This is a genomic window from Maritimibacter harenae, assembly GCF_009882975.1.
GTDB classification, from domain to species: domain Bacteria; phylum Pseudomonadota; class Alphaproteobacteria; order Rhodobacterales; family Rhodobacteraceae; genus Maritimibacter; species Maritimibacter harenae.
In genome coordinates, this window is record NZ_WTUX01000021.1 from 1 (window position 1) to 13,636 (window position 13,636).

Sequence of the window (13,636 nt, forward strand, 5' to 3'; positions counted from 1 at the left end):
GTCCCATCATCGCCAGTCCCCCCAAACCTTGCAGGAATTGAATCAGCAGGATGACCCTCGATCAAGCGCGAGTTTTTCAACGGAATACGCCCATAACTTCCGTTCTGACAACTCCTAAGCCTTTTAGCCGCCTCTGACCTCTTCGAAGACCAGTTCAGGCACTACGACCTCCCAGTCATCTCGTTTTATCAAGTGATGAAACCGCTCATCCGCATCCTCTTTGCGCCAACGAATGATGGCCGCAATCTCGCCGGAGACGAATTTCGTGCCCGTCGGTGGCTGGAAGGCTTTTGACATCCGTCCGAGCGCCCGCCCTCGATCATCCTCGATCTGCCAGCGATCGCCGCTGTTCGCGAGCCTGACGGGCGCTCCGACATTTGCCTCAGCGATCGCGTGATGGACAACGTGTCGATCACCCTGGCGTCCTGCGAAAGACAGGTCGACCATCTTCATTTCGGGCGACTGGAAATATCTGCGCGGGCCTGGAACCGTCGCCAAATCGGGAACAACGTGCCGTGTTACCACGGAAGGCGACGCGGTCGGCAGGTATTCGTGGTTGTCGTTGCTCATGACGATCAGATTTCTTCGCGCGCGCGTCATGGCAACATAGAACAATCGCCGCGGCGCGTCTTGGTCTTCGTTTCGCGATGGCCTTTCCCAGCCGCCATCCAGGATCACGACATCGTCGAACTCAAGCCCCTTGGCGCGGTGAGCTGTCAACAGCTTGAGGCCGCGCTGCTCTCCCCATGAATCCCTGGACCACTCCGCGAACCATTCTATCACATCAGAGGTTGGGAGCGATTTTCCATCCACCTCGCGTGCAAGCTGGCCAAGCCCTTCACCAATCCGGTCCGTCCAGCGGTTTGCGGGTATCGTGTTCAGGATCTCGGTCAGGTCCCCCAGGCTGACCATCGGCTCTTGCATCTCACGCAAACCGCCAATGAATCTTTGCATCTCGCGGGTGCGCCAGACACTTGGCAGGTTCTCGTTCGCCATTTCGACGGGAATCCCATGTGCCTCGGCATAGTCGCGGACCGGCAGCAGCTTGCGCCAATCACGAGAGATGATTGCCGCGCCTTTCCAGCTCCAGTCGGGAATGAGTTTTGAAAAACGGATCATCTCGCCCACCGCTGCAAGGGCCTGAGCGTCATTCCCAGCCGGACAGCCAAGAATCTGAACCCGCCCATGCGCAACCGGGTCGAGGCTTTCCATGATCCCCCCGGCCGGTTCTTTCTGCCGCGACTGGTCGACGGTGATCCCATGCCCTGTTTTCATACGCTCACGCGATCCTTCGATCACGGCGTTCGCAGCAGCGATGATGTTCTTCGACGAGCGGTAATTGTCGGTCAAAAAGACCGGCTTGGCCGAGTAATCCTGTTCGAACTGACGAATGTGGCGCACTGATGCGCCGGCAAACGCATATATGTTCTGATCGTCATCGCCGACCGCGAAGAGGCTGATCCGTTGATCGGGGTCGTCGATGCTGCGGCCGGCTACAGCCGCGATCAAGGCATATTCCTCGGGACCTACATCCTGATATTCGTCTACAAGAATCCAGCGGAACCCTTGGATCAAGGTATCTCGCAATGCTTCGGCCTCGACCTTGTCCAACCCGTCGCCACGCAAAAGGCCTGCTGCATCAGTCAGAAGTGTATCAAAATCGGGCGCTTCGGCCCCTGCCCGCCCTGCGAAGCTCGCCCCGACCAAGCGCATGGCCAGGGCATGAATGGTCAAAACGGTCACGAAACGAGCATCTTCGCCAACCAGGCGTCGCAAGCGCTCCCGAATTTCGGCGGCCGCGTGACGATTGTAGGCGAGCACCAGAATACCGTTGGGATCCTCGCGCCTAATCCGGACCAGATAAGCGACACGATGGACAAGCACGCGCGTCTTGCCCGAGCCCGGCCCCGCGAGCACAAGCACATTCGTCTGTTCGCGGTCGTCCCGCACGATTTGCTCCTGGGTCCTATTGCCCAGTTGGTCGACAATTTCAGCATAGGATTGGGGCGTCGCCTGCCGCCTGAACTCTGACATCCGGCCGGGCATCCACGCCTTCATGAAGTCGGATTGATCCATTGCGAAATAGTCATGCGCGAGCCGCTGCGCCTGATCGATATCATCAATGCCTTTGGTCGCGTAGGCCGCCATCACATGAGTCTGGACAGTCTGTTCGCTGTAGTGGTCTTCGAGCGGCGCGAAATGCTGGCTGGTGAAACCGCCACCTTTGGGGTTTATGTGCAACGTCATCGCGGAGCGGAACACGGACAATCCCTTGCCCAGCGTTACCACCTGCTGTTCATGCAACCACAAGAGCGCCCGGTCCATCAACTTGGACGGATCATTGACCGAAGCCCGTAACAAAGCATCGCTGTTGATCGCGGCCAGCAGGTCGCCCAACGTGGTCTCGACCGGAATATCTTTGCGACGCTGTCCCGCCTGCACTTTTCCAATCAAATGGGACATCAGACGCTCGGCCCCTTGCCTGCGAAGCTGAGCGGTCTGCTCAATCGTCGCCCACGATCTCTGGAGACGCACCAAAAGGCTGCTCTTGGAGACTTTGCGCAGGCCGATATTGCCTTTTCCGCCATCCATGTCTCGGCCATCTTGCGCGATCCCGCGGAGAAGCCCCTCGACAATGTCAGGCCGCACCGAGGCGTGACCACGCTCCCGCAGGGCCTGCGAGACCGAACCAAGATGGCAGGGCAAAGCTTCGTCTATCTTCGCGTCAGGTGCCTGTTCCCTCAGGATCGCAACTAGGTCTGCTTCCAACCTCGATGCTGCTTCGAAACGATTGGGGGACGAGGTCTTACCACCGATATGCACGAAGATGGTGATGTTTGTGTCGTCCTTGGCAATGCCGAGCGACTCGAGATCCGCCAACGCCTTGCGCACGCCGGATACCGACAGCCCGCTGACCCCGCAGAGTTCGTCCGTGGTTATGCCCTCTTCCTGCGGCGCGTTGATGATATGCTGCACGATGGCTGCCAGATCCCTGCGCCGCCGCTCCGTGATCTCAGCGGATGCGAGGATTTCGCGGGCTTCCTGCATACTCCTTACCCGGAGCGACGCGGGAAACACCTGCACCCGGTTTTCTTCACGGTTCAGAAGGTGCGCCTCTTCGAGCCAAGCGACGGCCGTCTTCACCCGCGTATCGTCGGTGTTGCTGTCGCGTTGAAAATCCCGGTCCTTCTCCTCATGCACGATCTCACCCGGCGTAGCGACAATCTCACCACCTTTTCCGGTCCGAACATCGAGCCTCCGAAGCGCCTTCAGGATCGCACCGATTTCGTGCCGCGCGAGCCGTGACCGCGCGCTAAGGCTGAACTGCCGGTCTACGTCCTCGTTGTTAAACATAAGGATGCAAGTCGCAGGCTCACGGTCCCGTCCGGCGCGACCCGCCTCTTGCAGGTAGTTCTCCAGAGACCCCGGCACGTCCCCATGAACAACCAATCGAATGTCCGGCTTGTCCACCCCCATCCCGAAGGCGTTGGTGGCCGCGATTACCCGCAGCATACCAATGCGGAAGGCCTCTTGGATTTCACGTTTGTCATCGGCGCTCAGGCCCGCATGATACCGCTCGGCAGAGATGCCCTGTTGCTTCAAAAAATCGGCAACGCGCTCGGTGGCGCTGCGTGTCGCACAATAGACGACCGCGCCCGAGACGCCCTCGCCAGGAAGCTGTGCCTCTATCGCATCGAGGATATCGGTCATCTTGGTCGCCCGCTGCGTTGGCAACACCTGAAAACTCAGGTTCGACCGCGATGCACCACCATCGATCAACGTCAGTTCAGAGCCAAGCCGCTCTTTGAAGTGATTGCGAATGTCCTGCACGACGTCCGGCTTTGCCGTAGCGGTCAGGCAAAGCACCTGCGCCGGTTCGTCTCCGGAGCTTTCCTTGATGAACCGCGCGACATAGCGGTAGTCGGGTCTGAAATCGTGCCCCCATTTGGACACACAGTGCGCCTCGTCCAACACCCACAGCCCGACCTCACGTTGGGCCAACACCGACCGAACGGTCGTGCTGCGCAGTTGTTCGGGCGAAATCAGCAAGATCGCCGCGTCCCCGAGCCGCACCTTGTCGAGCCCATCCTGCCGCTCAGGCAAAGACAAAAGACCGTTGATCGTCACCGCCGAGGAAATCCCAGCCCGCACCAAGCCCTGCACCTGGTCCGCCATGAGCGCCACGAGCGGCGATATGACGACCGTGAGCGCGCCCGTTTTGTCGAACCGAGATAGGGCGGGGATCTGGTAGCAGACGGATTTCCCGGTGCCGGTCGGCAGAATGCCCAAAAGGTTTTCGCCCTCCATCGCCGTGGCCACGATCTTTTCTTGAAGCGGGCGTCCGTCCTCGTCGGCCGGTTCCGGACGGAAACTTGGAAAGCCGAACCAGCGTTCAAGCGCACGGGTGGGATCGTTGTGCTCTGCGCAGTATGAACATTGCGGGTCACGACAATTCGTGTCCCGCAGGTCTTTGACCAGCCGTGCCGCGTCACGGAACTGCGCCCGCACCCAGGGCGGCATGACAGAGTCCCCACCAGCGACAGAGATCCAAGCAAGGGCATAGGCCATCGGCCAGCCCAGCGCACTATCCAAGAGCCGCTCAAGCACCGCATTCACCTGCGCGCCGCAAGCAGCATCCTTGAGTAGCGTTCGAATGGCTTCGTGCGCTTCGGCTTCGGACGGGATGGGCGCCCCTCGAACGTCGCTGAACAAGCGATTGAAGCCTTCGCTACCGGCCCCTCGGCAGCAAAGCCAGTGATATGCCAGCACCGTCGCTGGCGAAGACTTGCTCAGAGCAACAAGGGCATCGATCTGGTTACGCAGAACCTCGAATACAAGCCGCGCGTCGAACTCGGGATCGTTGACATGGCCGCTTTGAAGCCGCCCATCACGGTAATGCTTGACCAGATGATGATAGGGGTTTCGCGGGAACGCCAAGGGGTTGAGCCACAGTGTATCGATCGGGCCGTCCGCGAGCTTCGCAAAGCGAGGCGACACCGCCATGAGATGCGGCAAATCATGGCGCAAAATGTTGTGACCAATGACATGCGCGAAGCCTGCGCAAAACAGGTCGAGTTTTTCCAGCGCGGCCTTCGGATCGCCTTGCCGATGAACTATCCCCTCTCCGTCACCTTCCGGAACGGCGGCAAAGGCGAATATTCGAGCTTCTTTGGGATCGACCTCCAGATCAATCGAGAGACAGCGCGACAGGATCGCGAATTGGTCTCGCTGTGTCTGTATGCCGTCAATTACCGAATGACCAGCCTTTGCCGTTTCAGGCTGCTGTGATGCGCCACGCGCAAAGGCTTTCGAAATGCCTCGGGAAATGAAGTTCTTCATGCTGGCAGTTTAGTGTTTATTCCCATGGAACGGGACCTTCTGCGACCACTTGACCAAAAATGTTCTCGCGGTGCCATGCCAGATTGGCTGGATGCGGCCAGCTTTTCTTGTCTTCGGGCATCCAGATTTTTCCATTCGGACGTAAAAGCCGGTCGACGACATCCCCCGGCACCTTGTTTCGAGACACGAGGATCGTCGCATTGTCATCGGCCACCGAAATCAGGCCGCGATCGAACATCCAGTGCAGCGTCCCCGAAAGGGCGAGCCCGTTGCGCACGGAGTCGCTGCCATTGTGCTCGACGGGGCGAATGTGCGCCGCTTGCACCTCCGGACGCCCTCCCCCGTTTCGCAGCTGCAACCCCGACATTGCGCACCGGTAGCCGTAGGCTTCCCGCACTTTCCGTCGGAAGGCCACATCCCGATAAGGGCGGCGGGTGAGGCGCTCAAGCACAGGTCGCTCGAAGAGGGCCATGTCTTCAGCAACTTCTGAATTGTCTGGGTCATATCGCGTCGCTTCTTGCCGCTCGAGGTCCTCGGGAAGTCCAAGACGAACGATGCGCGCGAAATCTCCTTCGGGAAGGCGGCGCACGGCAAGCTGGACGGCGCCGCCCTTCTTCGGCGACCCGTCCGGCTCCGTAAGCGCCTGCTCCAATGGTCGCCCGTCGATCAGACGCGGCACTTCCTGGTCGAACGGTAGAAAGCTGCCGGGCTCGATCATCGCCAAGTAACGGCCTTCGACGCTTGGCTTCGGGATGACCCGCTCGATCTTAGCGACTGCGAAGTATCCGCGCGGCCCCGCTTTGACCGGTTCGTAATAGACGATCCAATCTCCGACCGCCTCCTGCACGGCTTTCAGGTAGGCCCGAGGGAAGTCGTAAACCACGTCGGGTTCGTCGTCGTAAATTGAGTCCGCTTTGTGAAGGAGCACGAGTTTGGTCATGCGCCCAGGGAATACGATCCGTTTGCGAAAGCAAGGTATCGATTGGCGAGCCGGCCGATAAAGCGGTTTACAGGCTGCCCGCCAACTCATTGATCTGAAACGACGCGAATTTCAGCCGGTTTACACGAAAACTCAACAAGATCAGTGGATGTATAGGGATTGCAAATCCGTGTACACCGGTTCGATTCCGGTACTCGCCTCCATTACCTTTGAATGACCTCGACATTCTCGCGGACCGGATTTCGGGTCGCCCAGCCTGCTTTGCGTTTCGGCTTCGATTTCGCCTGTGATCCGGAGCATCAGGGCATCACTTCTCTCGGAACGGAGCCCCTTTCGGCGCTGATACCCGCCGAGTCCGGTGGCGCGCCTGACGGATGCCGCCTTGCCGTGCCCGGGTGAGACTCGTATGCTCAATTCCGGTGCCGGGTCAAAATCTAGCGCGTGTCGCAGGCCTTGATGAGCCGCCGGGAGGATCAGGCGGTTCATGTCCGACTGCGCGCTCGTCGCCACCGGGTCGGGTGGTCGGCTCCTCGAGACATGATCAGTAATAGCGTCCTGCGGCAGGACATGCGCAGGGAGCTGCAATGGCTGAAACCTCGGAAAACCTCGAAGTCGAGGCGCTGCGCGATGCCGTGTTCGAGGCCGCACCGCACGGGTACCTGGTCCTCGATCCCGACTTCACGATCATCGACGTCAACGCGGAGTATCTGGACCTGACCGGCACGCGACGGGAGGATCTGATCGGCGTCGGGATATTCGAAGCCTTCCCCGACAATCCCGATGATCCGACGGCCGACGGGGTGCGCAACCTGCGCGCGTCCTTGGAAACGGCGCGGTCGACGGGCCGGCCCCATGCGATGCCGGCCCAGAAATACGACATTCCCCGGCGCTCGCCGGGGGGCGGTTTCGAAGAGCGCTACTGGAAGCCGTTGAACACGCCGGTCCTGCGCGACGGTCGGGTCGTGGCGCTGATCCACCACGTCCGGGATGTCACCGAGGAGACGATATTCCGGCGCGACCAGGCGATCCGCCTGCGCTCGGCCCAGCAGCTCGACGATCTCGCGTCCTGGCAATACGACCCCCGGACCGAGACGATCTATCTGTCGCGGGCGTTCGCCATCATGATCGGCTTTGCGGACCGGGAGGGTACGCTGCCGGCGGCGGATTTCTTCGCCCTGGTCCCCGCCGAAGACCGTGCCGACGTTCAAGCCGCCTTCCAGCGGGAAATGGAAGCACCGGACCATACGGCCGTGTCGTTCACCCACGGCCTCGTCCTCAAGGATGGCACGACACGTTGGTTGTCGTCGCATGGCGAGCTCGTGCGGGATCATCGCGATGCCCTGCCCCGCTTCGTCGTCGTCAGTCTCGACATCACGGGTTCGAAGGAACGCGAGGAAAAGCTGACGGAAACGCTGGAAGACCGGGACAGCCTGCTCGCCCAGAAGGAAGCGCTCCTGGGCGAAGTGAACCACCGGATCAAGAACAGCCTCCAGCTCGTGGCCAGCATCCTGCACACGGACGCGCGCAGGGCCGGTGAGGGCGAAGTGCGCGACCGGCTGGAGGGTGCGGCCGCGCGGGTCCAGGCCGTAACGTCCGTGCACGAGATGCTCTACCGTTCGAACGAGGTGACGACGGTCGCCTTCGGCGCCTACCTCCGCCAGCTGTGCGATTATCTCGCCGCGGGCGATGCCGGGACCGCCGGCGTGGAAATCCGGTGCGAGCCGGTGGAGGTCCAATTGCCGACCGACAAGGCGATCCCGCTCGCGCTGATCGTGAACGAATTGGCGGCGAACGCGATCAAGCACGGGCTTGCAGGTGTCGAGAACGGCATCATCCGGATCGCGGCCGGCCTGGAGGGTGAAGAGCTGGTGCTGGAAGTGACCGACAATGGAACCGGCAAGGCGGAAAGCACCGAAGAGGGCCTCGGCACGCGCATCATCGGCGGCCTCGTGGCGGAGCTCGGGGCCACGGTCAGCACCGACGCGGCCAAGCCGGGGTACCGCGCGACCGTCCGGGTGCCGCTTCAGCAGGATTGAGGCGCCTGCGGGCAATCCGGCGGTCGTTTACGCTGTCGCGCCCCGGCGTCTCGCGTCGGTCAGAGGCGCAAACCGCGCCCGATCGTCACTTCGCCTGCTCCTTTTCGTCCCCTTCCATGGGGTCGGGTCCGGACAGGAACTCCTCGATCTTAGAGAGCTGCGGAACGTGCTTGCAGAACACCCGGAAGGTGACCAGCAGCGGGACGGCCATGAGCATGCCCATGAAGGACCAGAGCCACGCCCAGAACGCGATGGAGATCACGATGACCACCGTGTTGAGCCGCAGCCGGCGGCCGACGATCATCGGGGTGACGACCTGGCCCTCCACGGCCGTGAGGCCCCAGTAGGTGAGTGCGCTCACCGCGGCGGCCCACGCCGTTTCCTGGGAGACGAGCGCGACCGAAAACACGAGCGCCGTGCCGGCCAGCGCACCGATGAACGGCACGTAGTTCAGCCCGAAGGCGAGCAGGCCGAACAGGAACGGGTTCGGCATGCCGAGCAGCGTGAACGCGATCACCACCGCGGCGCCGAGCCCGACATTGATGAGCGTGATCGACAACAGGTAGCGCGACACCTCGCGCTCGACATCGTAGACGATGGAAAGCGCCCGGCGCTTGTCCGAGAAGGTCGGCATGACCCGGACCAGCCGCTCGTAGAAGAGGTTGCCCGAGGCCAGCACGAAGTAGAGCAGGATCAGGACCAGCACCGTCTGTGCCGCGACCACCGGCGCTTCCAGCGCGATCGTGGACATCGGACCGCTCTCCTGCACCACGACTTCCATCGCTTCGCCGTCACCGCTGGCCGCTTCGGTCGCCTCCTTGATTTCCTTGTCGGCGTCCGAGACGGCCTCGGCGACACCCGACCACGATTGCAGCTTCTGTTCGATCTCCCACATGTATTGGGGGGCGTCGTCGATCCACCCGGCCACCGGGACGGCAAGCGAGGTGATCGCCGCGATCAAACCCGCGACCAGCGCGGCGACGATCACGGCGGCCGACACGGCCTCGGGTATGCGGCGACGGCGCAGCCAGCGGCACAGCGGGCTGAAGACCAACGACAGCAGGAACGCCATCATCACGGGGACGAGGAATTGGCGGGCGAGCGCGAACGCGGTGAGAACGGCCAGCAACGCGATCACGATGATCGCCCAGTCCGTCAGGGCCCGCCTTTGCTCCACATGGTCCGCCGCGGCGTCGGTCGACCCGTGCTGCGTCTGCGTCATTGTCGGTCCTGCGGATAATGCGCGTGCCCCCCGCATCGGGGTGCGAGCGTGAACGCATATGGAAAACTGGACATTCTTCTCTCGCTCCGCTCGTCGGCCGCTCGGTGGTCAATCCCGGCACCTGGCGGGAGACAATCAGAATGAAACGATCCGCCCTTCGCGTCCAGCCGTTGCGGCTGTTGACCTGCATCAAAGGCATACTTCCGCTGTGGGTCTAAGCCGGAACGAAGAAACGGACTCGCTGCAGGAGGCAATCATGTTCCGGAAAATCTTCTTCGCCGCGGGTCTTTTCCTGCCCGCACACGCCTGGGCCGGTGTCCCCGGTGACGGCTACTACCACCACATGGATGGCTGGGGTTACGGCATGATGGGGTTCGGCTTCATGGGCCTGTTCTGGATCGTCCTCGCGGTCCTTGTCGTCTTCGCGATCCGCTGGCTCGCACAGGACCACCGCGGCGCCGGCAGCCGGGCACCGGATGCCGTCGACATCCTGCGCGAACGGCTCGCACGCGGGGAGATCGACGTGGAGGAGTTCGAAGCGCGCAAGGCCGCCTTGGGCAAATGATCGCCGGCGACCGTCGCAAAGCCGGGCGCGGGACGTGAGCGAATTGACATGGTCGGCGCGTGCAGAGAAACTCGCGCCCACGCAAACCGACCTGCCGTCCGTGGAGGGCCTGTGAAGCACGCCGTGCTGACCTTTCTGTTCCTGGCGCTCGCCTTGCTCGGCGGGCCGCATGCGGCGTCGGCAGACGCGATGCCGGGGCCTCACGCGACAATGGCCGTGGGCAGTGACTGCGCGGGCTGTCCGGACGATCCCGCCCACGAACGCGTGGGACACATCGCCGATGGCTGTGCCAGCCCGTTCGCCTGCGCCCTGTTCATCGTTCCGGCGGCCGACGCGTTCGCGTTCATCGTCGACCTGGTCGACCGGGAACCGATCCGGCGCGCGACGCTGCGGATCGACACTCCGGACATCCCCCGGATCCTCCCACCGCCTCGAACCTGATTGAACGCTTCCATTCACCGCGCCGGTAAGGCGCGCCAGGCGGCGCGCGACCCTGCGCGAAACACAACGTTCAATTCATCGAGACACCATGAGCACACTATATCTTTTGGCCTACGGCCTGCCGGATCACGGCGCGCGCGTTTCAGCGCGCAAACGGGAGCGATCATCATGAGCGGCTTTCATGTGACGCGCCGGGCGTTCTGCGCCGGGAGCGCGGCCGCCCTCGCCCTTCGTCCCGCGCTCGCGGCGGGCGACATGCCCTCGCTCGTCGCGAAATCCGCCACGCGCCAGATCGCGCCGGAGGGATATCCGGCCACCGACGTTTGGGCCTACGAGGGGCAGATCCCCGGCCCGCTGATCCGGGCGACGCAGGGCGAACGGATCACCCGCCGGCTGGTCAACCAGCTGGAGGTCCCGACGTCCGTCCACTGGCACGGCATTCGGATCGACAACGCGATGGACGGCGTGGCCGGGCTGACGCAGGAGGCCGTGCCGCCCGGAGCGACGTTCGATTACGATTTCGCCGTGCCGGATGCTGGAACCTACTGGTACCATGCCCACACGAACTCGATGGAACAGGTCGCGCGTGGCCTGTCGGGCCCGCTGATCGTGGACGAGGTCGAGGCACCGGACGTGGACCGCGACGAGGTGCTGATGCTCGACGATTGGCTGATCGAGCCGGAGACGGGTCAGCTATACGACGATTTCGACCAGCCGATGATGCTGTCCCATGCCGGGCGGCAGGGAAACCTGATCGGCACGAACGGGCAGTACCGGTTCGAACTGCCCGCCAAGTCCGGCTCCCGCATGCGGCTGCGCCTGATCAACGCGGCGAACGCCCGGATTTTCGTCCTGCGCCTCGAGGGGCTGTCGGGATGGACCGTCGCGCTGGACGGGATGCCGCTCGAGCGGCCGATGCCCGTCATGCAGGAGATCATCCTCGCACCCGCCCAGCGCGTGGACCTGATCGTCGACGTCTCCGCCGCCGACGGCGAGACGGCTGCCATCCTGCGCCTTGACGACGATGACCAGTGGCGCGCGCAGGCGGCGTTCCCGGTGAAGGGCGTGCAAGCGTCCGCGTCGCGCGGAACGCCTGATCCCCTGCCCCCGAACCCGAACACCGCCCTGCCGGAGCTCGGCGACGCACGCGCGCTCGACATGGTGATGGAAGGCGGCGCGATGGGGCGCCTGAACGCCGCGATCTTCGAAGGCCGCAGGATGGGGTTCCGGGACCTGGTGGATCGGGGGCAGTTCTGGTCTCTCGCCGGACAGGTCGGGATGGGGGATGCGCCCTTCGCGCGGCTCGACCGGGGCGAAGCAATGCGCATGCGCATCGACAACCGAACCGTGTTCCCCCACGCGATGCACCTGCACGGCATGCACTTCCGCGAAGTCGCGCCGGACGGCACGCTCGGCCCGCTTCGCGACACCGTTCTCAGCATTCCCGGCGAGGCGACCGAAATCGCCTTCACCGCCGACAACCCCGGGTCGTGGCTGTTTCATTGCCACATGCTCGGCCATGCCGCGAGCGGCATGACCACTTGGATCGAGGTGGCCTGAGCCACCAATGAAGGAGGATAGATGAAATATCGTATCGCAACCCTGCTGATCGCCGCAGGAACCGCCGCTTTCGCGCACACCGGCATCAAGAACGAAGAGGTGCTGGCCCGCATGGACGGCATGTCCGCCATCGCGGACGCGGTCAAGGTGATCGGCACGATGGCCAAGGGCGAAACCGCGTTCGATGCCGAAGCGGTGGACGCGGCCCTGAGCGAGATCGAGGCGCGCGCGGGCGAGATCCCGGTGCGGTTCGAGACCGAGATCATCCCGGAAAAATCCGAGGCGCTTCCGGTCATCTGGGACAACACCGAGGACTTCGGTGACAAGGCCCGGGCGCTCGAAACGTTGGCGGCCGAACGCATCGGCTCGGTGCAGGCAGCCGACGATCTGCGCCCGCTCATGGCCGACATCGCCGGGGCCTGCAAAGCCTGTCATTCGGAATACCGGGAATGAGGGGCCCCATCGCGGCCATGATGGCGACCCTGACGCTCGTGCCGATCCAGTCGCGCGCCGACCACGTGCTGGGCGGCGCCGATCTTGCAGCCGGGGAGACGCTTTATGCCAACAATTGCGCCTCCTGCCACGGGGCCGATCTTGAGGGGCAGCCCGATTGGCGCTCGCCGGGACCGGATGGCATCCTGCCCGCCCCGCCGCATGACGAAAACGGGCATACGTGGCACCACGACAGCGCGATGCTGTTCGACTACACCAAGTTCGGCGGGCAAGCCGCGCTGGAGGCGCGCGGCGTCACCGGGTTCACCAGCGGCATGCCCGGGTTCGGCGACAGCCTGAGCGATGAAGAGATCCGGGATGTCCTGGCCTACATCCGTTCCACGTGGCCGGAGCAGGTGCAGGACGTTCAGGCGGCCCGCAGCCACGTGCCGGACGAAAACTGAACGGATCGGGGCGGGTCGTGCGATCCGCGCCGACCTTCCGGGGGCTCTTGAATTTTTGCGGGCCTACGGCTGCCTCCGGCGCGAAAGTTCCCGGTAGAGCGCTTCGCGCGTCGTGCCGAGTTCGGCGGCGAGATCCTGGTAGCGGCCTTTCTCGGGCAGTGTCCCGCCGAGCGCCAGCCAGGCGTCGAGGCGTCCCCGGACGGTGCGGATCGTGCGCAGTTCGGCCCGCGTGCGCGCGGCCTGCACGGATCTAGAGAGCGCCTTCGCCCAGGCTTCGGACAGGTCCGGATCGGCGCGGAGCGGTGCGCGGAAGGACGCGACGGGAATGCTGAGCACCTCGGTGTGTTTGGCCGCGACAACGCCATCGCAATGGTAAACCGCGCTGTAGGCCGAGGCTTCGGCCAGGACCTCCCCCGGACCCGCGCGTTGCAGGACCAGTTCTGTGCCCTCCGGGGTGACGCGGCGCAGGTCCACCGCGCCGCTGCTCAGCCGGTAAAGCGACTGCACGCCGTCGCCGGTCCGAAACAGGACCGTGCCCGCGTCCGCCACCACACGTCGCGCGCCGTCGAACAGGCGATCGAACATTCCTTGCATGATCGCAATCATATGGGGCCGCGCGGAGCCATGCAAACCTGC

The 13,636-nt window shown here is 63.4% G+C and carries 10 protein-coding genes; 6 read left to right on the forward strand and 4 right to left on the reverse strand.

Annotation, left to right across the window (positions count from 1 at the left end):
• Nucleotides 1-123: 123 nt before the first annotated feature.
• Complete coding sequence (locus tag GQE99_RS18425; RefSeq protein ID WP_235917298.1) at nucleotides 124-5,340, reverse strand: RecQ family ATP-dependent DNA helicase; 5,217 nt, start codon at nucleotides 5,338-5,340, stop codon at nucleotides 124-126.
• 16 nt (nucleotides 5,341-5,356) lie between these two features.
• Nucleotides 5,357-6,280 carry an HNH endonuclease gene (locus tag GQE99_RS18430; protein ID WP_161353341.1) on the reverse strand — a complete coding sequence of 308 codons (924 nt, stop codon included), beginning with the start codon at nucleotides 6,278-6,280 and terminating at the stop codon, nucleotides 5,357-5,359.
• Between the two features lie 584 nt (nucleotides 6,281-6,864).
• On the opposite strand from GQE99_RS18430, the gene GQE99_RS18435 reads away from it, so the two are divergent.
• Nucleotides 6,865-8,316, forward strand: a complete 1,452-nt coding sequence (locus GQE99_RS18435; protein WP_161353343.1) for a sensor histidine kinase — start codon at nucleotides 6,865-6,867, stop codon at nucleotides 8,314-8,316.
• Between the two features lie 85 nt (nucleotides 8,317-8,401).
• On the opposite strand, the gene GQE99_RS18440 is transcribed toward GQE99_RS18435, so the two are convergent.
• On the reverse strand, nucleotides 8,402-9,538 hold the full coding sequence (locus tag GQE99_RS18440) for an AI-2E family transporter (RefSeq protein ID WP_161353344.1): 1,137 nt from the start codon (nucleotides 9,536-9,538) through the stop codon (nucleotides 8,402-8,404).
• A 256-nt stretch (nucleotides 9,539-9,794) separates the two neighbouring features.
• Here GQE99_RS18440 and GQE99_RS18445 point away from each other — a divergent pair, with 256 nt between their 5' ends.
• From GQE99_RS18445 to GQE99_RS18465, 5 genes are all read left to right on the forward strand, one after another.
• Nucleotides 9,795-10,103, forward strand: a complete 309-nt coding sequence (locus tag GQE99_RS18445) for an SHOCT domain-containing protein (RefSeq protein WP_161353346.1) — start codon at nucleotides 9,795-9,797, stop codon at nucleotides 10,101-10,103.
• A 111-nt stretch (nucleotides 10,104-10,214) separates the two neighbouring features.
• Complete coding sequence (locus GQE99_RS18450; RefSeq protein ID WP_161353348.1) at nucleotides 10,215-10,544, forward strand: hypothetical protein; 330 nt, start codon at nucleotides 10,215-10,217, stop codon at nucleotides 10,542-10,544.
• Nucleotides 10,545-10,712: 168 nt separating this feature from the next.
• Complete coding sequence (locus GQE99_RS18455; RefSeq protein WP_161353349.1) at nucleotides 10,713-12,104, forward strand: multicopper oxidase family protein; 1,392 nt, start codon at nucleotides 10,713-10,715, stop codon at nucleotides 12,102-12,104.
• Between the two features lie 21 nt (nucleotides 12,105-12,125).
• A complete protein-coding gene (locus GQE99_RS18460) occupies nucleotides 12,126-12,557 on the forward strand; it encodes a c-type cytochrome (protein WP_161353351.1) in 432 nt (143 codons plus the stop codon).
• A gap of 20 nt (nucleotides 12,558-12,577) precedes the next feature.
• Nucleotides 12,578-13,000: a c-type cytochrome gene (locus GQE99_RS18465; RefSeq protein WP_235917303.1), complete on the forward strand. Its 423-nt coding sequence runs from the start codon at nucleotides 12,578-12,580 to the stop codon at nucleotides 12,998-13,000.
• Between the two features lie 63 nt (nucleotides 13,001-13,063).
• Here the strand turns inward: GQE99_RS18465 and GQE99_RS18470 are convergent, their stop codons facing one another.
• Nucleotides 13,064-13,594: a Crp/Fnr family transcriptional regulator gene (locus GQE99_RS18470; RefSeq protein WP_161353355.1), complete on the reverse strand. Its 531-nt coding sequence runs from the start codon at nucleotides 13,592-13,594 to the stop codon at nucleotides 13,064-13,066.
• Nucleotides 13,595-13,636: the final 42 nt, after the last annotated feature.

Bases quoted from the DNA above. Each gene is read 5' to 3' on its own strand.
- GQE99_RS18425 (WP_235917298.1), bottom strand. From the start codon at position 5,340: ATGAAGAACTTCATTTCCCGAGGCATTTCGAAAGCCTTTGCGCGTGGC.
- GQE99_RS18465 (WP_235917303.1), top strand. From the start codon at position 12,578: ATGGCGACCCTGACGCTCGTGCCGATCCAGTCGCGCGCCGACCACGTG.
- GQE99_RS18435 (WP_161353343.1), top strand. From the start codon at position 6,865: ATGGCTGAAACCTCGGAAAACCTCGAAGTCGAGGCGCTGCGCGATGCC.
- GQE99_RS18440 (WP_161353344.1), bottom strand. From the start codon at position 9,538: ATGACGCAGACGCAGCACGGGTCGACCGACGCCGCGGCGGACCATGTG.
- GQE99_RS18460 (WP_161353351.1), top strand. From the start codon at position 12,126: ATGAAATATCGTATCGCAACCCTGCTGATCGCCGCAGGAACCGCCGCT.
- GQE99_RS18455 (WP_161353349.1), top strand. From the start codon at position 10,713: ATGAGCGGCTTTCATGTGACGCGCCGGGCGTTCTGCGCCGGGAGCGCG.
- GQE99_RS18470 (WP_161353355.1), bottom strand. From the start codon at position 13,594: ATGCAAGGAATGTTCGATCGCCTGTTCGACGGCGCGCGACGTGTGGTG.
- GQE99_RS18445 (WP_161353346.1), top strand. From the start codon at position 9,795: ATGTTCCGGAAAATCTTCTTCGCCGCGGGTCTTTTCCTGCCCGCACAC.
- GQE99_RS18430 (WP_161353341.1), bottom strand. From the start codon at position 6,280: ATGACCAAACTCGTGCTCCTTCACAAAGCGGACTCAATTTACGACGAC.